The organism is Pseudomonas sp. B3G-3 (assembly GCF_028640915.1).
In the GTDB taxonomy this organism is placed as follows: Bacteria; Pseudomonadota; Gammaproteobacteria; order Pseudomonadales; family Pseudomonadaceae; genus Aquipseudomonas; species Aquipseudomonas chlororaphis_I.
Genome location: NZ_JAQZAB010000107.1, coordinates 231,645 through 250,008, shown reverse-complemented (window position 1 = coordinate 250,008; position 18,364 = coordinate 231,645). Strand labels below are relative to the sequence as shown.

Here is an 18,364-nt window from a genome sequence, read left to right as displayed (position 1 = left end):
CTGCGGCTGCTTTGCAGCCGTTCGCAGCTTCGCCAAGGCTCGGCAGCGGCTACAGGGTGGCAGGGTTACGCGGGGAACAGGGTTGCAGGCGCAGGTCGAGGCTCAGAAGCGTTCCAGGGTCCGGCTGCCGGTGTTGGTCGGGCGCTCGACCGGCTTGGGCTTGTACGCGCAATAGCCCGGACGCGGGCCGATCTTCGGGTGGTTGCGGCAGGTGTCCGGGCGCTTGTCATAAATGGTGCACAGGCGGCTCTTACGATCCAGATACAGGCAGTCGTTGTTGCTCATGCGCTGCAGGGTGAAGATCTCGGACTTCTGGTTGTAGCGCTCGACGATGCCTTCCTTCTGCAGGCGCTTGGCGATGTTCTTCGCCGGCTCGCCGCGCTCGAATTCGTCGACGATGCCGATGCGGATCAGATCCTTGATCTTGACCTCCACCGGCAGGGTGCAGCAGCTGGACATGCAGGAGCCGCACATGGGCGCGGAATACTTGGCCCAGGTATCGAGTCGGTCGATTTCCGCGGCGGCGATCAGGTTGGACTTCATCAGGCTTGCTTCCAGCGTGTGTATCAGGGCGCGCGATCATACCGGTACTGGTGGATTTTTGAACAACCATTTAACGGAATTTAACCGTGCCCGGGGGGATTGCGAGGGTCGGCACGGCATCTGCATCATTTTTACCCGCTGCCGCGGGAGACGCTGCCTCTGTTCGGGCAATTGCACGACGCACCGAACCAGAGACTTTGGCTCCTGTCAGACCGACTAGGCTCAGACAATTCCATGCTCGCTGTCTATCTCGCTCGAGGTCGTATTCATGACTCAGGAACTGCAAGTTCGTGACGCTGAGGTGGCCGCTTTTCGCGATGCCGTCCTGACCAAACTCACCTACGCGGTGGGCAAAGACCCGGACCACGCTTTCGACCATGACTGGTTCGAAGCCATCGCCCTGGCGGCGCGCGATCACATGGTCGAGCACTGGATGGACCACACGCGGCAGATCTACCGCAAAGGCCAGAAGCGCGTTTATTACCTGTCCCTGGAATTCCTCATCGGCCGCCTGCTCTACGACAGCCTGAGCAACCTCGGGCTGCTGGACGTGGCGCGCGATGCCCTGAGCGATCTGGGCGTCGACCTGGAGCGCATCCGCCTGCTGGAGCCGGACGCGGCGCTGGGCAACGGTGGCCTCGGCCGGCTGGCGGCGTGCTTCATGGAAAGCATGTCGACCCTGGGCATTGCCGGCCACGGCTACGGCATCCGTTATGAGCACGGCTTGTTCCGCCAGGCCATAGTCGATGGCTGGCAGCAGGAGCAGACCGAGCACTGGCTGGATTTCGGCAACCCCTGGGAGTTCGAGCGTCCGGAAGTGATCTATTCGATCGGCTTCGGTGGCAGCGTCGAGACCGTCACCGACGAGGCTGGCCATGCGCGGCAAGTCTGGTGGCCGGCGGAAACCGTGCGCGCGGTGGCCTACGACACGCCGGTGGTCGGCTGGCGCGGCGCCAGCGTCAACACCCTGCGCCTGTGGCGGGCGCGAGCCATGGAAGATCTGCACCTGGAGCGCTTCAACGCCGGCGATCACCTCGGCGCGGTGGCCGAGGTGGCCCGCGCCGAGAGCATCTCGCGGGTGCTCTACCCGGCGGACAGCACCGAAGCCGGCCAGGAACTGCGCCTGCGCCAGGAGTACTTCTTCGTCTCCGCGTCCCTGCAGGACCTGCTGCGCCGGCACAAGAACATGCACGACTCGGTGCTCAGCCTCGGCGAGCATGCGGCGATCCAGCTCAACGACACGCACCCATCGATCGCCGTGGCCGAACTGATGCGCCAGTTGGTGGACCTGCACGGCATCGCCTGGGAGGCGGCCTGGCAGATCACTGTCGAAACCCTGGCCTACACCAACCACACGCTGCTGCCCGAGGCCCTGGAAACCTGGCCGGTGGGCCTGATGGAACGCATGCTGCCGCGGCACATGCAGATCATTTACCTGATCAACGCCCAGCACATCGATTCGCTGCGGGCCAAGGGCATCCACGACTTCGACGTGCTGCGCGCGGTGTCGCTGATCGAAGAAGACAACGGGCGCCGGGTGCGCATGGGCAACCTGGCGTTTCTCGGTTCCCACAGCGTCAACGGCGTGTCCGGGCTGCATACCCAGCTGATGCGCAGCACGGTGTTCTCCGAGCTGCACAAGCTGTATCCGGAGCGGATCAACAACAAGACTAACGGCATCACCTTCCGCCGCTGGCTGTACCAGGCCAACCCCAAGCTGACGGCGATGCTGGTCGAAGCCGTCGGCCCGGAGCTGCTGGACAACCCCGAGGAGCTGTTGCTCAAGCTCGAGCCCTTCGCCGAGAAATCGTCCTTTCGCAAGCAGTTCGCCGAGCAGCGCCTGCACAGCAAGCGCGCGCTGGCGGCGATCATCCATGAGCGCCTGGGGATCGCGGTCAATCCGGCGGCGCTGTTCGACGTGCAGGTCAAACGGATCCATGAGTACAAGCGCCAGTTGCTCAATCTGTTGCACACCGTGGCGTTGTACCAGGCGATCCGTGCCGAACCGGAGATCGACTGGGTGCCGCGGGTGAAGATCTTCGCCGGCAAGGCCGCGGCCAGTTATCACCAGGCCAAGCTGATCATCAAGCTGAGCAATGACATCGCCCGCACGGTGAATAACGACCCGACCGTGCGCGGCCTGCTCAAGGTGGTGTTCCTGCCCAACTACAACGTCAGCCTGGCCGAAAGCATCATCCCGGCGGCCGACCTGTCGGAGCAGATTTCCACTGCCGGCTTCGAGGCCTCGGGCACCAGCAACATGAAGTTCGGCCTCAACGGCGCCCTGACCATCGGCACCCTGGACGGCGCCAACGTCGAGATGTGCGAGCGGGTCGGCGCCGAGCACATGTTCATCTTCGGCCTCAGCGCCCAGCAGGTAGAGGCGCGCAAACGCAACGGCGAGTTCAGCGCGGTGCCGGACATCGCCGCCTCCCATCGTCTCAACGATGTGCTGCAGGCGATTCGTGGCGGGGTGTTCTCGCCGGACGATCCGGCCCGTTACACCGGGCTGATCGATTCGTTGGTCGACTATGACCGCTTCCATGTATGCGCCGATTTCGATTCCTACTGGAATGCCCAGCTGCATGTCGAAGAGCGCTGGCGCGACAGCAATCACTGGTGGCGCTCGGCGGTGCTCAACAGCGCGCGCATGGGCTGGTTCTCTTCGGACCGGACCATTCGCGAGTACGCCACGGAGATCTGGAAGGCTCTGGAATAGGCTGTTCATCAGCCTCGTAGTGTTGAAAGGGCGCAGGCTAGCGCAGCCTGCGCCAGCGGCTGCGGGGCGGATTTCGGGCTACGCTCAACCCCATGCATGAACTCTCTGTGGCGGATCTCGTCTCATAGGAGGAAATGCACCCCGACTCGCGCTAAACTGCGCGGGTTTTTTAGCCCCCCCATTCCTCCGGAGCCTTCCATGTCCCGCGTTACCCTGAGTCGCTATTTGATTGAGCAGACCCGCAGCAACAACACTCCTGCCGATCTGCGCTTCCTGATCGAAGTGGTGGCGCGTGCCTGCAAGGAGATCAGCCACGCCGTGTCCAAAGGCGCCCTGGGCGGTGTCCTGGGCAGCATGGGCACTGAAAACGTTCAAGGCGAAGTGCAGAAGAAGCTCGACGTGCTCTCCAACGAGATCCTGCTCGAAGCCAACGAATGGGGCGGCCACCTGGCCGGCATGGCGTCCGAGGAAATGGACAACGCCTACCAGATCCCGGGCAAATACCCGAAAGGCGCCTACCTGCTGGTGTTCGACCCACTGGACGGTTCGTCCAACATCGACATCAACGCGCCGGTCGGCACCATCTTCTCCGTGCTGCGTTGCCCGAACGAGCACCTGAGCCAGAACGAAGCCCTGAACGAAAAGGCCTTCCTGCAACCCGGCACCCAGCAGGTAGCTGCCGGTTATGCCATCTACGGCCCGCAGACCATGCTGGTGCTGACCCTGGGCGATGGCGTCAAGGGCTTTACCCTGGACCGTGAAATGGGCAGCTTCGTGCTGACCCACGAAGACCTGACCATTCCTGAGAGCACCCAGGAGTTCGCCATCAACATGTCCAACCAGCGTCACTGGGAAGCGCCGGTCGCGCGCTACGTGAGCGAGCTGATGGCTGGCGAGGAAGGTCCGCTGAAGAAGAACTTCAACATGCGCTGGGTTGCCGCGATGGTGGCCGACGTGCACCGCATCCTGACCCGTGGTGGCGTGTTCATGTACCCACGTGACAGCCGCGAGCCATCGAAGCCGGGCAAACTGCGCCTGATGTACGAAGCCAACCCGATGTCGTTCCTGGTTGAACAGGCGGGCGGCGCAGCCACCGATGGCCACCAGCGCATTCTCGACATCCAGCCTGAAGGCCTGCACCAGCGCGTAGCGGTGTTCCTCGGCTCGAAGGAAGAAGTCGCCCGCGTCACCGCCTACCACAAGGAATAAACCATGGCCGCGCCCTGGCAGCCCCTGCTCGACTGGTGGTTCGGCTCTGCCGAGAAACCTGCGGACATCGTCGCTGAAAAGGGCAAGCTGTGGTTTGGCAAGCGTGACAGCCAGGACCTCGAGGCGCGCGAGCGTTTCGGGGATCTGGTGGAACAGGCCTTGGCCGGTGGATTGACCGAGTGGGCGCAACGCCCGCAAGGCTGGCTGGCCCTGGTGCTGCTGCTCGACCAACTGCCACGCATGCTGTATCGCGAAACCCCCAAGAGCTTTGCCGGCGACCTGCGTGCCCAGGCACTGGTGGCCCAGGGCATCGCCGCGGATTTCGACCGGCAGCTGCCCGCGATGCAGCGCAGCTTCATCTACCTGGTGTTCGAGCATTGCGAGAACCTGGCGGTGCAGAACGAAGCGATCTCCAGGTTCGCCGCCTTGCAGGACGAACAGCCGCCGGAAGATCGACCGGTGTTCGCCGACCAGCTGGATTACGCCGAACGGCATCAGAAAATCATCGCCCGCTTCGGGCGCTTCCCCCATCGCAACCGGATTCTCGGGCGTGAATCGACGCCGGAGGAACTGGCATTCCTGCGCGAGCCGGGTTCCAGCTTCTAAATCGGCTGAGCGGCATCAAACGCTATCGCGGGCAAGTCGGATCGCCGCCCGCTCGCTCCTACAGACGCCTAGGTTCTTCTGTAGGAGCGGCCGGTCGACGCTCGATTGCCCGCGATAGGGCTTCAAGACCCATGAATGCTTAGCGCCTGGCGCGCAGTAACCGCTTCATCAGCAAGCTTTGCAGGTCCCGGCGGGTGTCGGCGATGACATGGATGTAGACGGTGGCGTCCAGTACTTCATAGATGATTCGATTCATTCCCGAGAGTATCTGCCGGTAGTGGCCGATATGCAGTTGTTCGAGTTCTTCGGGAATCACCCCGGCATAGGGCAGGCTGGCCAGTTGGAGAATGGCCTGTTTCAGGTTGCCGTAGCTGCTTTGCCAGGTGGCGGTGGAGAACCGCTGGGTGAGGTAGGTGCGCAACTCGATGAGGTCGGTTTCCGCCGAATGCAGAAGCACCACCTTGAACGTCACGGTTGATCGGCCTGGTCCAGGTCGGCGAACACGTCCTCCGCATCGCGGAATTGACCTTCATCGATCTCGCGATTACCGAGGGCGAGGATCTTCAGCAGCGCCATGGTTTCTTCCTGCTGCTCGAAGCTTTTCACATCCATGACCACCAGTTTCGCCTCGCCATTCTGGGTAATGACCATGGGCTCACGGCTTTCGGTGATGGTCTTGACGATCTCGGCGGTGTGGCTTTTCAGGTAGCTGATCGGTTTGATCTGAGAGGAAAGCTTCATGGGAGCATCTCGTCTGGGGAAGCAGGACTGAGTTTAGTCTTTATTCAGTCCTGTGTGCGTCGCGCCAGACGAGTTGAGTGTTGCCGATCGTTAAATCCGGAAACTGCCCACCAGATGCGTCAACCGCGCCGCTTGCTGCTCCAGGTCGGCGCAGGCGCGCAGGGTTGCCTGCAGGTTTTCCACGCCTTCCTGGTTGAGGGTGTTGATCTCGGTGATGTCGACGTTGATCGATTCCACCACGGCGGTCTGTTCCTCGGTGGCGGTGGCCACGGACTGGTTCATGCCGTCGATCTCGCCGATGCGCTGGGTCACGCTGCCCAGGCGCTGGCCGGCCTGGTTGGCGATGCCGACGCTGCTTTCGCTCTCGCGCTGGCTTTCGGTCATGGTGTTCACCGCCTGGCGGGCGCCGACCTGCAGGTCCTCGATCATCTTCTGCACCTGCTGCGCCGAGTCCTGGGTGCGGTGGGCGAGGTTGCGCACTTCATCGGCGACCACCGCGAAACCACGCCCGGCCTCACCGGCGCGGGCGGCCTCGATGGCGGCGTTGAGGGCCAGCAGGTTGGTCTGCTGGGAGATGCTGGTGATGACTTCGAGGATCTGCCCGATGTTCACCGTGTTGCTGTTCAGGGTTTCGATATTGCCGCAGGAGTCGCTGATCTTCGCCGACAGCTGCTGCATGGCGGCGATGGTCTGGTCCACTACGGCCTGGCCTTCGCTGGCCAGGTTGCGCGCATCGCTGGAGTGCTGCGACGCCAGGGCGGCGTTCTGGGCGATTTCCTGGGCGGCGGCGCCGAGCTGGTTGATCGCCGCGGCGACGCTGCTGGTGCGCGAGGCCTGCTGGTCGGAGTTGAACATCGACGAGTTCGAGGCACTGACCACCCGCAGGGCGACTTCGTTGACCTGGCCGGTGGCCGAGGCGACCTCGCGGATCGAGCCGTGAACCCGTTCGACGAAGCGGTTGAACGACACGCCCAGGGTGCCGAATTCGTCGTGGCCATGGATGGTCAGGCGCTTGGTCAGGTCGCCTTCGCCCTCGGCGATGTCATGCATAGCGCGGCCCATCAGGTGCAGCGGCTGCATCAGTACACGGATCAGCATGCCCAGCAGGCTGATGATGATCACCACGGCGATCAGCATGGCAATGATCGCCGAGGTGCGGAATTCGCTGAGCATCGAGAACGCGGTGTCCTTGTCCAGCACCAGCGCCACGTACCAGTCTGCCGACGGCACACCGTTGACCCGGGTGAAGGAGATGAACTGGGTCTTGCCGTCCAGCTCGACTTCCTTCAGGCCCGGGCTGACCTGCGGAGCGCCATTGGGGTAGGCGTCGCTGAGGTTCTTGAGCACCAGCTTGTTGTCCGGGTGGATCAGGATCTTGCCGGCGGCGCTGACGATGAACGCCTGGCCATGGCCGCCGAAGTTCAGCGAGTTGATGATGGCGCTGACGTTGGACAGGTCGATGTCGGCCCCGGCGACGCCGATGAAGCTGCCCTGGTGCTGGACCGGGGTGGCGACGGTGATCACCAGCTTGCCGGAAGAGGCGGCGATGTAGGGTTCGGTGACGATGGTCTGCTGGGCCGCGTTGGCCGCCTTGTACCAGCCGCGGGCGCGCGGATCGTAATCGGGCGCGCGGTTGCCCGCCGGGACCGAGAACATCGTACCGTCCTGGCCGCCGAAATAGCTGAGCTGGAAGTTGCTGGCGTAGGCGGGGAGGCCGACGCTGCGTTTCAGGCCGTCGGCACCGCTGCCGTCCACGGCGATCTGCTGGGCCAGGGTGTGCAGCAACTGGATGCGGCTTTCCAGCCAGGTCTGGATGTTGCTGCTGGTCAGGCTGCCGAGTTCCTGCATGGAGGATTCGTTGCTGCTGCGCAGGGCTTCGCGCTGTCGATAGTCGTTGAACAGGATAAAACAGACGAACGCAACGGCGACCACAAGAGCGGCGGCAAGCAGGATCTTATGGCTGAATTTCATGTTTCTGGTCATTAAGTGAACTACCGCGAGAGGGTGGTCAGCGAGGGGGCGTCAATTTGCCATAACGGCGGCTTTTTCGCTGCTTTTATGTCGACTGGCCATCACTAAAGATGAGGGGCGTCGAAGCCTGTCCGACGAAATGTCTTTGGCCGTCGCAAAGTGGTTGATTCGGGAGGAAATGCTGGGCGCTGCGTCACAATAAATAGCCGTCTGGCTGGGGAACCAGATGGGGCTTTTCTCTTCTAAGCTTCTGGTTGGCAGCATGCCATCCCCCCGTCCGCCCAGGAGTTTCACCATGTCCCTGCGTTCTCTCGCTCTGTTGTCGTTCTGCGTGCTGTTGGCTGCGTGCGGCAAGATCAATCAGGAAAACTATTCCAAGCTGTCGGCCGGCATGCCCAAGGCCGAAGTTGAAAAACTGCTGGGCAAACCGACCGACTGTTCCGGCGCGCTGGGCATGTCCAGCTGCACCTGGGGCGACAAGAACAGCTTTATCAGCGTGCAGTACGCCGGTGACAAAGTGTTGATGTTTTCCGGGCAAGGCCTGAAGTAAAAAAACCGGGGCCACGTGCCCACGGGAGAAAAATAATGATGCGTTTGCTAGTCACTCTTCTGGCCGGCCTGTTGTTGGCCGGCTGCGCCACTTCCCGGGACGATTCACTGGCGCCCAAGACCGCGAATCACGTCGATCTCAAGCGTTACCAAGGGACCTGGTACGAGTTGGCGCGTTTGCCGATGTATTTCCAGCGTAACTGCGCGCAATCCGAAGCCCGCTACACCCTGTTGCCCGAAGGCAATATGACGGTGCTCAACCGCTGCCTGACCGCCAACTGGCAATGGGAAGAGGTGCGGGGCACGGCAACGCCGCAGGCACCGGATAAAACCGACAAGCTGTGGGTCGAGTTCGATACCTGGTTTTCCCGTTTGATACCGGGCCTGGCCAAGGGCGACTACTGGGTGCTGTACGTGAGCGACGACTACAAGACCGCCATTGTCGGCAACCCGGATCGTCGATACCTGTGGCTGTTGTCGCGCCGGCCGAATGTCAGCGAGGCGGTTCGCGAGGACCTGCTGAGCAGGGCGCGTCAGCAAGGGTATGACACCACCCGCCTGATCTGGCGTGTGTCGGACTCGGCGATGGCCAAGACCTCGAAGTGAATCCATGCGGGAACCAGCACGCTGGCTCCCGCGGTAACGGCTTCAGCCGAGCAGGTCGCGCAGCACCCGGGTAAAGGCCCGATTGCTTTCTTCCTCGCCTGCGTGACGTCCGTCGCGCACCACCCACTGACCGTTGACCAGCACATCGCGTACCTGACGATCACCGCCGGCGAACAGCCAGCGGTTGAGGATGCCGTCGCCCTCGGCGGTGGCCAGGTAAGGATCGTTGCCGTCGAGCACCAGCCAGTCGGCGCGCTTGCCCACTTCCAGGGCGCCGATCGGCTGCCCCAGGGCCTGGGCGCCACCATCCAGCGCGGCGTCGTACAGAGTCCGGCCAACCATCGGCTGGTCGCTGCGATACAGGCGGTTGCGGCGTTGATCGCGCAGGCGCTGGCCATATTCCGCCCAACGCAATTCTTCCACCACGCTCAGCGATACATGGCTGTCGGAGCCGATGCCCATGCGGCCGCCCTGGGCAAGGAAATCCACCGCCGGGAAAATCCCGTCGCCGAGATTGGCCTCGGTGGTCAGGCACAGGCCGGCGATGGCCCGGCTTTGCGCCATGAGGCTGACTTCTTCGGCATTGGCGTGGGTGGCGTGGACCAGGCACCAGCGCTGATCGACCTCGGTGTTTTCATACAGCCATTGCAGCGGTCGGCGTCCGCTCCAGGTCAGGCAGTCGTCGACTTCCTTTTGCTGTTCGGCGATATGGATATGCACCGGGCACAGCTTGTCGCTGGCGGCCAGCACCTCGCTGATCTGCTGCGGGGTGACCGCGCGCAACGAGTGGAAGCACAGCCCCAACTGCTGGGCCGGCTGCCGGGCCAGCAGCGATTGCAGGCGGCTTTGCAGCTTGAGGTAGTTTTCCGTGCTGTTGATGAAGCGGCGCTGGCCTTCGTTGGGCGCCTGGCCGCCGAAACCGGAGTGGCTGTACAGCACCGGCAGCAGGGTCAGGCCGATGCCGGCGGCGCTGGCGGCCTGGCTGATACGCAGCGACAGCTCGGCCGGGTCGGCGTAGGGCTGGCCGCTGGTGTCGTGATGCACGTAATGGAATTCGGCGACCGAGGTGTAACCGGCCTTGAGCATTTCGATGTACAGCTGGCGGGCGATGATGCCCAGCTGGTCCGGGCTGATCTTGCCCACCAGGCGATACATCAGGTCGCGCCAGGTCCAGAAGCTGTCGTTGGGGTTGCCGGCCACTTCCGCCAGCCCGGCCATCGCCCGCTGGAAGGCGTGGGAGTGCAGGTTGGGCATGCCCGGCAGCAGCGGGCCCTGTAGCCGTTCGGCGCCTTCTGCGCTGGCATCGGCCTGGATGTGGGTCAACAGGCCGTCGGCGCTGACCTTGAGACGTACGTTGTTGGCCCATCCGTTAGGCAGCAGTGCGCGTTCGGCAAAGAAGGCGGACATGGTTCAAGCACCCCGTCGTGTGTTATTTGTATATACATATACAGACGTTTGCCTGCTCGGTAAACTCCGGCAAGCTAGTGGCCTTCTTCGACAAACAAGGATTTCCCGTGCCGACTCCGCCCGCCAACTCCCCGCTGGCCGCCCATCTGGGCGATAGTCCGGCGCCCCTGTACGCCCGCGTCAAGCAGATGATCACTCAGCAGATCGAGAGTGGAAACTGGCCGCCGCACTACCGTGTGCCCTCGGAAAGCGAGCTGGTCAGCCAGCTGGGTTTCAGCCGCATGACCATCAACCGCGCCCTGCGCGAGATGACCGCCGAAGGCATGCTGGTGCGCATGCAGGGCGTGGGGACTTTCGTCGCCGAACCCAAGAGCCAGTCAGCCTTGTTCGAGGTGCACAACATCGCCGACGAGATCGCCTCGCGCGGCCATCGCCACACCTGCAAGGTCATCACCCTGGGTGAAGAGACGGCCGGTTCCGAGCGCGCCGTGGCCCTGGAAATGCGCGAAGGGCAGAGGGTCTTCCACTCGCTGATCGTGCATTTCGAGAACGATATCCCGGTGCAGATCGAGGACCGCTTCGTCAACGCGCTGGTGGCGCCGGACTACCTCAAGCAGGACTTCACCCTGCAGACCCCATACGCCTACCTGAACCAGGTCGCGCCGCTGACCGAGGGCGAGCATGTGGTCGAGGCGATTCTGGCCGAGCCGGAAGAATGCAAGTTGCTGCAGATCGAGCGCGGCGAGCCGTGCCTGCTGATTCGCCGCCGGACCTGGTCCGGCCGCCAGCCGGTGACCGCCGCGCGCCTGATCCACCCGGGTTCTCGTCACAGCCTGGAAGGGCGGTTTCATAAGTAAGGGGCATCAATGACTCAGTTGAACGTTTTGCGCGCGGCCAGCTACCCGCGCATGCCGTGGAAGAACGGTGGCGGCAGCACCGAAGAGATCACCCGGGACGCCGGCGTCGGCCTGGAAGGTTTCGGCTGGCGGCTGTCGATCGCCGATATCGGCGAGTCCGGCGGCTTTTCCAGCTTCACCGGCTACCAGCGCATCATCACCGTGCTGCAAGGCGCGGGCATGACCCTGACGGTGGACGGCCAGGACAGCCGCGCACTGTTACCGCTGGACCCCTTTGCCTTCAGTGGCGCCAGCCAGGTCGCCTGCACCCTGATCGACGGGCCGATTCGCGACTTCAACCTGATTTACGCGCCGGACCGCTACAGCGCTCGCTTGCAATGGCTGCAGGGTGGCCAGCGTTTCTTCACCCAGGCCAGCACGGTGTTGGTATTCAGCGTGGCCGACGAAATGCGCGCCGACCTGGGTGGCGGTGTCGCCGCCTTGCTGGAGCGCCATGACTGCCTGCAACTGCTCGATAACCCCGGCCTGCGGGAAGTCAGCGTCAGCGGCGCTTGCTGCGTGATCGAACTGACGGCCATCTGACCTGTAGCCGCTGCCGCAGGCTGCGATAAGGCTCGAAGAGCCTTCCGGCCTGCAAAGAGCGCGTCTCCTTCGGAGTCGATCGCAGCCTTCGGCAGCGGCTACAAAGCCCTCCTGTTTCTCTCCCTCCCTGATGTTGTTTCCCTCGCGCACCAATTTGTTACCGAACGCCCCAGCGTGGCGCAAGGCTCAGCCGAAGTAACAGCGCTCACATCTCTCGCCACATTCCCCGCGAAAAAATAATCGACGCTGAAACCCTTGATCCAATGGCCTCTCCAGCATTTCCAGAGATTTTCTTGAAGGTGCATTCAACGAGTTGGCCGCTCGATTGCATATGCTTGTATGTACAAGTAAAGACGTATGCGTATGAGTCGCTGAAGACTCTTCGCAGCGTCCCCTGATTCGCTTGCTGCGCAGCGCCCTGCGCGCAGGCACGCTCGCCCACTGCCTGGGTTGGTTTGGATTGATCGCTGAGGAGTTTTTTCGTGACTGAGAATAAACCTACGAAATACCGGAACGTCGAAATTCGCGCTGCCCGCGGCAACAAGCTGACCGCCAAGAGCTGGCTGACAGAAGCGCCGCTGCGCATGCTGATGAACAACCTCGATCCGGAAGTCGCCGAGAATCCGAAAGAGCTGGTGGTTTACGGTGGCATCGGCCGCGCCGCGCGCAACTGGGAGTGCTACGACAAGATCGTCGAGAGCCTGACCAACCTGAATGACGACGAGACCCTGCTGGTGCAATCCGGCAAGCCGGTCGGCGTGTTCAAGACCCACAGCAACGCACCGCGTGTGCTGATCGCCAACTCCAACCTGGTACCGCACTGGGCCACCTGGGAACACTTCAACGAACTGGATGCCAAGGGCCTGGCCATGTACGGCCAGATGACCGCCGGCAGCTGGATCTACATCGGCAGCCAGGGCATCGTCCAGGGCACCTACGAAACCTTCGTCGAAGCCGGTCGCCAACACTACAACGACAACCTCAAGGGCCGCTGGGTCCTGACCGCCGGCCTCGGCGGCATGGGGGGCGCCCAGCCTCTGGCCGCGACCCTGGCCGGCGCCTGCTCGCTGAACATCGAATGCCAGCAGACCAGCATCGATTTCCGCCTCAAGACCCGCTATGTCGACGAGCAGGCCAAGGACCTGGACGACGCCCTGGCGCGTATCGCCAAGTACACCGCCGAAGGCAAGGCGATCTCCATCGCCCTGTGCGGCAACGCGGCTGAAATCCTTCCGGAAATGGTCCGTCGCGGCGTGCGTCCGGACATGGTCACCGACCAGACCAGCGCCCACGACCCGCTCAACGGCTACCTGCCGGCCGGCTGGACCTGGGAGCAGTACCGCGAGCGCGCCAAGACCGAGCCGGCGGCGGTGGTCAAGGCGGCCAAGCAATCGATGGCCGTGCACGTCAAGGCCATGCTCGACTTCCAGAAGCAGGGCATTCCGACCTTCGACTACGGCAACAACATCCGTCAGATGGCCCAGGAAGAGGGCGTCGAGAATGCCTTCGACTTCCCTGGCTTCGTACCGGCCTATATCCGTCCGCTGTTCTGTCGCGGCATCGGTCCGTTCCGCTGGGCCGCGCTGTCGGGCGATCCGCAGGACATCTACAAGACCGACGCCAAGGTCAAGGAACTGATCCCGGACGACGCTCACCTGCACAACTGGCTGGACATGGCGCGCGAGCGCATCAGCTTCCAGGGCCTGCCGGCGCGTATCTGCTGGGTTGGCCTGGGCCTGCGCGCCAAGCTCGGCCTGGCGTTCAACGAAATGGTGCGCAGCGGCGAGCTGTCGGCGCCGATCGTGATCGGCCGCGACCACCTGGACTCCGGCTCGGTATCCAGCCCGAACCGCGAAACCGAATCGATGCAGGACGGTTCCGACGCTGTGTCCGACTGGCCACTGCTCAACGCCCTGCTGAACACCGCCAGCGGCGCGACCTGGGTTTCCCTGCACCACGGCGGCGGCGTCGGCATGGGCTTCTCCCAGCACTCCGGGATGGTAATCGTCTGCGACGGTACCGACGAAGCGGCCGAGCGTATCGCCCGTGTGCTGCATAACGACCCGGGTACCGGTGTCATGCGTCACGCCGATGCCGGTTACCAGATCGCCATCGACTGCGCCAAGGAACAGGGCCTGAACCTGCCGATGATCACTGGCAAGTAAGCTCCCGGCGGATTGCCGCCAGGATCAGGGAAGAAGCCGTCGCACGCTGTAGTGCGGCGGCTCGGTCCATGTAGCAGAGCTTTGACATGACAAGAATCTCCCGGGAGAACAATAACGATGTCCACGGCCAGCGATAGCTCCAAACCCCTGATCGAACGGCGCTCGATCAACTACATCCCCGAAGCCGAACGCCACGGCAAGCTCTACAGCCAGTTCACCCTGTGGCTGGGGGCTAACCTGCAGATCACGGCCATCGTCACTGGCGCTCTGGCGGTGGTGCTGGGCGGTGATGTGTTCTGGTCGTTGATCGGCCTGCTCATCGGTCAACTGCTGGGCGGCGGTGTGATGGCGTTGCACGCGGCGCAGGGGCCCAAGCTCGGCCTGCCGCAGATGATCTCCAGCCGGGTCCAGTTCGGCGTCTATGGCGCGGCCATCCCGATTGTCCTGGTGTGCCTGATGTACCTGGGCTTCACCGCCACCGGCACCGTGCTTTCCGGCCAGGCGCTGGGCCAGCTGTTCGGGGTCAGTGACAGCGTCGGGATCCTGATCTTCGCCAGCGTCATCGTGCTGGTCACGGTGCTTGGCTACCGGGTGATCCATTTCATCGGTCGCGCCGCCAGCGTCATCGGCGTGATCGCCTTCGTTTACCTGTTCAGCCGCCTGATGAGTCAGACCGACGTTGGCGCGCTGTTGGAAATCCGCCATTTCAGCTGGAGCAGCTTCCTGCTCGCGGTGTCGCTCGCCGCGTCCTGGCAGATCGCCTTCGGCCCCTACGTGGCGGACTATTCGCGCTACCTGCCGAGCAAGACCTCCTCGGTGAAAACCTTCCTCGCCGCTGGCGCAGGCTCGGTGATCGGCGCGCAGGTGGCGATGATGCTCGGCGTGTTCGCCGCAGCCATGGCCGACGGGCAGTTCGCCGGTCACGAAGTGGCCTACATCGTCGGCCTGGGCGGTAGCGGTGCCACTGCGGCGCTGCTGTACTTCAGCATCGCCTTCGGCAAGATCACCATCTCGACGCTGAACTCTTACGGCAGCTTCATGTGCATCGCCACCATCATCAGTGGCTTCCGTGGCCACCTGGAAGTGACGCGCTTGCAACGGCTGGTGTTCGTGCTGGTCATCGTCGGCACCGCGACCCTGATCGCCTTGCTCGGCCAGCACTCGTTCCTCGGTGCGTTCAAGTCTTTCATCCTCTTCCTGCTGGCCTTCTTCACCCCGTGGAGCGCGGTCAACCTGGTGGACTACTACTGCATCACCCGCGAGCACTATGACGTGCCGGCGCTGGCCGATCCGAACGGTCGCTACGGCCGCTGGAACATCCTCGGGATCAGCGTCTACGTGATCGGCGTGCTGGTGCAACTGCCGTTCATCGGCACCAAGTTCTACACCGGTCCGCTGGTGGAAGTCCTGGGTGGCGTGGATATCTCCTGGATCGTCGGCCTGGTGGTTCCCGCGGCGCTGTATTACGTCTGCGCGAAGAAATGGCATGGCGCTGTACCCGATCGCCTGATCCTGCCGGTAGAGCAGGACTCGATCACAGAACAAAAGCTGAGTGGGGCAGGCCGCGCTACTGCGGTCTAGACCTGATTGGACGTGGACGGGCTGGATGCCTTTTGACTGCCGTAATCCATTTCAATGATTGGGAGCGTCACACAATGAAAATGAATAAGACCCTGCTGACCACTTTGCTTTCCATGGGCCTGCTGGCCAGCGCCGGCGCTACCCAGGCGGCCGGCTGGTGCGAGTCCGGCAAGCCGGTGAAATTCGCCGGCCTGAACTGGGAAAGCGGCATGTTGCTGACCGACGTGCTGCAAGTGGTCCTGGAAAAAGGCTACGGCTGCAAGACCGACAGCCTGCCAGGCAACTCCATCACCATGGAGAACGCCCTGAGCAGCAATGACATCCAGGTTTTCGCCGAGGAGTGGGTCGGCCGCAGCGAGGTCTGGAACAAGGCCGAGAAGGCCGGCAAGGTGGTCGGCGTCGGCGCCCCGGTGGTGGGCGCCATCGAAGGCTGGTACGTGCCGCGCTACGTGATCGAGGGCGACGCCAAGCGCAAGCTGGAAGCCAAGGCCCCGGACCTGAAGAACATCGCCGACCTGGGCAAGTACGCCGCCGTGTTCAAGGACCCGGAAGAACCGAGCAAAGGCCGTTTCTATAACTGCCCGGCCGGCTGGACCTGCGAGCTGGACAACAGCGAGATGCTGAAAAGCTACGGCCTGGAAAGCAGCTACACCAACTTCCGCCCAGGCACCGGCCCGGCGCTGGATGCCGCGGTGCTGTCGAGCTACAAGCGTGGCGAACCGATCCTGTTCTACTACTGGTCGCCAACCCCGCTGATGGGCCAGGTCGACCTGGTGAAGCTGGAAGAAAAGCCGGGCGTGGACAAGAGCGTGACCATCAAGGTCGGCCTGTCGAAGACCTTCCACGAACAAGCGCCTGAGCTGGTGGCCGTGCTGGAAAAGGTCAACCTGCCGATCGACCTGCTGAACCAGAACCTGGGCCGCATGGCGAAGGAACGTATCGAATCGCCAAAACTGGCGAAAATTTTCCTCAAGGAACATCCTGAAGTCTGGCACGCATGGGTGAGCGACGACGCAGCCAAGAAAATCGACGCGGCCTTGTAGGTAGAGCCTTTCCGGCTGCCTGAACGGTAGCCGGGAGCCTTGCCGCAACCCACTTGATCGAGAGTCTCTCTATGTTTCCTGAAAGCTTCACCTTTTCCATCGCCGACTGGGTCAACGGTTGGGTCGATTCGCTGGTGACCAACTACGGCGATGTGTTCCGCCACATCTCCGACACCCTGCTGTGGGCCATCGTCAACCTCGAAGGCCTGCTGCGCCTGGCGCCCTGGTGGCTGATGCTGGCGATCGTCGGCGGCATCGCCTGGCATTCGACCCGCAAGCTGGTGACCACCGCGGTGATCGTCGGCCTGCTGTTCCTGGTGGGCGCGGTCGGCCTGTGGGACAAGCTGATGCAGACCCTGGCGCTGATGCTGGTGGCGACCTTCATTTCGGTGCTGATCGGCATTCCCCTGGGGATCCTCTCGGCGCGCAGCAATCGCCTGCGTTCGGTGCTGATGCCGCTCTTGGACATCATGCAGACCATGCCGAGCTTCGTGTACCTGATCCCGGTGCTGATGCTGTTCGGCCTGGGCAAGGTGCCAGCGATCTTCGCCACCGTGATCTACGCCGCGCCGCCGCTGATCCGCCTGACCGACCTGGGCATCCGCCAGGTCGACGGCGAGGTCATGGAAGCGATCAACGCCTTTGGCGCCAACCGCTGGCAGCAACTGTTCGGCGTGCAACTGCCGCTGGCCCTGCCGAGCATCATGGCCGGGATCAACCAGACCACCATGATGGCCCTGTCGATGGTGGTGATCGCCTCGATGATCGGTGCCCGTGGCCTGGGCGAAGACGTGCTGGTGGGGATCCAGACCCTCAACGTCGGCCGTGGCCTGGAAGCCGGCCTGGCGATCGTGATTCTGGCCGTGGTCATCGACCGTATTACCCAAGCCTATGGTCGTCCACGCCATGAGGTGAGCAAATGAACAACGCAACCGTGAGCAAGATCGAAGTCAAGAACGTCTTCAAGATTTTCGGCAACCGTTCGGCCGACGCGCTGAACATGATTCGCCAGAACAAGACCAAGGACCAGGTACTGGCCGAGACCGGCTGCGTGGTCGGGGTCAACGACCTGTCGCTGAGCATCGGCACCGGCGAGATCTTCGTGATCATGGGCCTGTCCGGCTCCGGCAAGTCGACCCTGGTGCGCCACTTCAACCGCCTGATCGACCCGACCAGCGGCGCGATCCTGGTGGACGGCGTGGACATCCTGCAATACGACATGGAAGCCCTGCGCGAATTTCGCCGGCACAAGATCAGCATGGTGTTCCAGAGCTTCGGCCTGCTGCCGCACAAGACCGTGCAGGAAAACGTCGCCTACGGCCTCAAGGTGCGTGGCGAGAGCAAGGAAGTCTGCGCCGAGCGCGCGCTGCACTGGATCAACACCGTGGGCCTCAAGGGCTACGAGGCCAAATACCCGCACCAGCTGTCCGGCGGCATGCGCCAGCGCGTCGGCCTGGCCCGCGCCCTGGCGGCGGACACCGACATCATCCTGATGGACGAAGCCTTCAGTGCCCTCGACCCGCTGATCCGCGCGGAAATGCAGGACCAGTTGCTGGAGCTGCAAAAGACCCTGCACAAGACCATCGTCTTCATTACCCACGACCTCGACGAGGCCGTGCGCATCGGCAACCGCATCGCGATCCTCAAGGATGGCCGGCTGATCCAGGTCGGCACGCCGAAGGAGATCCTGCATTCGCCGGCGGACGAGTACGTCGACCGTTTCGTGCAGCGGCGCGCGGCGGTGGTTTGAAGGCGTGCGGCGGGCCTCTTCCTATGTAGGAGCGA

At 63.1% G+C, this 18,364-nt stretch carries 17 protein-coding genes; 12 read left to right on the top strand and 5 right to left on the bottom strand.

What is annotated here, in order from left to right:
• Positions 1 to 102: 102 nt before the first annotated feature.
• Positions 103 to 546: a YkgJ family cysteine cluster protein gene (locus tag PVZ80_RS16895; RefSeq protein WP_028683793.1), complete on the bottom strand. Its 444-nt coding sequence runs from the start codon at positions 544 to 546 to the stop codon at positions 103 to 105.
• A 265-nt stretch (positions 547 to 811) separates the two neighbouring features.
• On the opposite strand from PVZ80_RS16895, the gene PVZ80_RS16890 reads away from it, so the two are divergent.
• From PVZ80_RS16890 to PVZ80_RS16880, 3 genes are all read left to right on the top strand, one after another.
• Positions 812 to 3,262: a glycogen/starch/alpha-glucan phosphorylase gene (locus tag PVZ80_RS16890; protein WP_081362923.1), complete on the top strand. Its 2,451-nt coding sequence runs from the start codon at positions 812 to 814 to the stop codon at positions 3,260 to 3,262.
• Positions 3,263 to 3,460: 198 nt separating this feature from the next.
• Positions 3,461 to 4,471: a class 1 fructose-bisphosphatase gene (locus tag PVZ80_RS16885; protein ID WP_009046552.1), complete on the top strand. Its 1,011-nt coding sequence runs from the start codon at positions 3,461 to 3,463 to the stop codon at positions 4,469 to 4,471.
• Between the two features lie 3 nt (positions 4,472 to 4,474).
• The gene (locus PVZ80_RS16880; protein ID WP_009046553.1) at positions 4,475 to 5,077 is read left to right on the top strand and encodes a DUF924 family protein; all 603 of its coding nucleotides are present in this window, start codon (positions 4,475 to 4,477) and stop codon (positions 5,075 to 5,077) included.
• 139 nt (positions 5,078 to 5,216) lie between these two features.
• Here the strand turns inward: PVZ80_RS16880 and PVZ80_RS16875 are convergent, their stop codons facing one another.
• From PVZ80_RS16875 to PVZ80_RS16865, 3 genes are all read right to left on the bottom strand, one after another.
• On the bottom strand, positions 5,217 to 5,549 hold the full coding sequence (locus PVZ80_RS16875; RefSeq protein ID WP_273864225.1) for a type II toxin-antitoxin system RelE/ParE family toxin: 333 nt from the start codon (positions 5,547 to 5,549) through the stop codon (positions 5,217 to 5,219).
• Positions 5,546 to 5,818 carry a type II toxin-antitoxin system Phd/YefM family antitoxin gene (locus PVZ80_RS16870; protein WP_009046555.1) on the bottom strand — a complete coding sequence of 91 codons (273 nt, stop codon included), beginning with the start codon at positions 5,816 to 5,818 and terminating at the stop codon, positions 5,546 to 5,548. The genes PVZ80_RS16875 and PVZ80_RS16870 overlap by 4 nt, the downstream gene beginning before the upstream one ends.
• A 90-nt stretch (positions 5,819 to 5,908) precedes the next feature.
• The gene (locus PVZ80_RS16865) at positions 5,909 to 7,801 is read right to left on the bottom strand and encodes a methyl-accepting chemotaxis protein (protein ID WP_273864224.1); all 1,893 of its coding nucleotides are present in this window, start codon (positions 7,799 to 7,801) and stop codon (positions 5,909 to 5,911) included.
• 283 nt (positions 7,802 to 8,084) lie between these two features.
• On the opposite strand from PVZ80_RS16865, the gene PVZ80_RS16860 reads away from it, so the two are divergent.
• A complete protein-coding gene (locus PVZ80_RS16860) occupies positions 8,085 to 8,339 on the top strand; it encodes a hypothetical protein (protein ID WP_007925924.1) in 255 nt (84 codons plus the stop codon).
• Positions 8,340 to 8,374: 35 nt separating this feature from the next.
• On the top strand, positions 8,375 to 8,944 hold the full coding sequence (locus tag PVZ80_RS16855; RefSeq protein ID WP_009046557.1) for a lipocalin family protein: 570 nt from the start codon (positions 8,375 to 8,377) through the stop codon (positions 8,942 to 8,944).
• Positions 8,945 to 8,986: 42 nt separating this feature from the next.
• On the opposite strand, the gene PVZ80_RS16850 is transcribed toward PVZ80_RS16855, so the two are convergent.
• Complete coding sequence (locus tag PVZ80_RS16850; protein WP_273864223.1) at positions 8,987 to 10,351, bottom strand: formimidoylglutamate deiminase; 1,365 nt, start codon at positions 10,349 to 10,351, stop codon at positions 8,987 to 8,989.
• A gap of 188 nt (positions 10,352 to 10,539) precedes the next feature.
• On the opposite strand from PVZ80_RS16850, the gene hutC reads away from it, so the two are divergent.
• From hutC to PVZ80_RS16815, 7 genes are all read left to right on the top strand, one after another.
• Complete coding sequence (gene hutC / locus PVZ80_RS16845) at positions 10,540 to 11,208, top strand: histidine utilization repressor (protein WP_231999351.1); 669 nt, start codon at positions 10,540 to 10,542, stop codon at positions 11,206 to 11,208.
• A gap of 9 nt (positions 11,209 to 11,217) precedes the next feature.
• Positions 11,218 to 11,790 carry a HutD/Ves family protein gene (locus PVZ80_RS16840; protein WP_041985480.1) on the top strand — a complete coding sequence of 191 codons (573 nt, stop codon included), beginning with the start codon at positions 11,218 to 11,220 and terminating at the stop codon, positions 11,788 to 11,790.
• A gap of 482 nt (positions 11,791 to 12,272) precedes the next feature.
• Positions 12,273 to 13,955, top strand: a complete 1,683-nt coding sequence (gene hutU / locus PVZ80_RS16835; protein WP_009046561.1) for a urocanate hydratase — start codon at positions 12,273 to 12,275, stop codon at positions 13,953 to 13,955.
• 117 nt (positions 13,956 to 14,072) lie between these two features.
• Entirely contained in the window at positions 14,073 to 15,536 is a 1,464-nt protein-coding gene (locus PVZ80_RS16830) for a purine-cytosine permease family protein (protein ID WP_009046562.1), read from the top strand.
• A 74-nt stretch (positions 15,537 to 15,610) separates the two neighbouring features.
• On the top strand, positions 15,611 to 16,579 hold the full coding sequence (locus PVZ80_RS16825) for an ABC transporter substrate-binding protein (protein ID WP_025808237.1): 969 nt from the start codon (positions 15,611 to 15,613) through the stop codon (positions 16,577 to 16,579).
• 71 nt (positions 16,580 to 16,650) lie between these two features.
• The gene (locus tag PVZ80_RS16820) at positions 16,651 to 17,502 is read left to right on the top strand and encodes an ABC transporter permease (protein ID WP_009046564.1); all 852 of its coding nucleotides are present in this window, start codon (positions 16,651 to 16,653) and stop codon (positions 17,500 to 17,502) included.
• Entirely contained in the window at positions 17,499 to 18,329 is an 831-nt protein-coding gene (locus PVZ80_RS16815) for a quaternary amine ABC transporter ATP-binding protein (RefSeq protein WP_009046565.1), read from the top strand. The genes PVZ80_RS16820 and PVZ80_RS16815 overlap by 4 nt, the downstream gene beginning before the upstream one ends.
• The last annotated feature ends 35 nt before the right edge of the window (positions 18,330 to 18,364 follow it).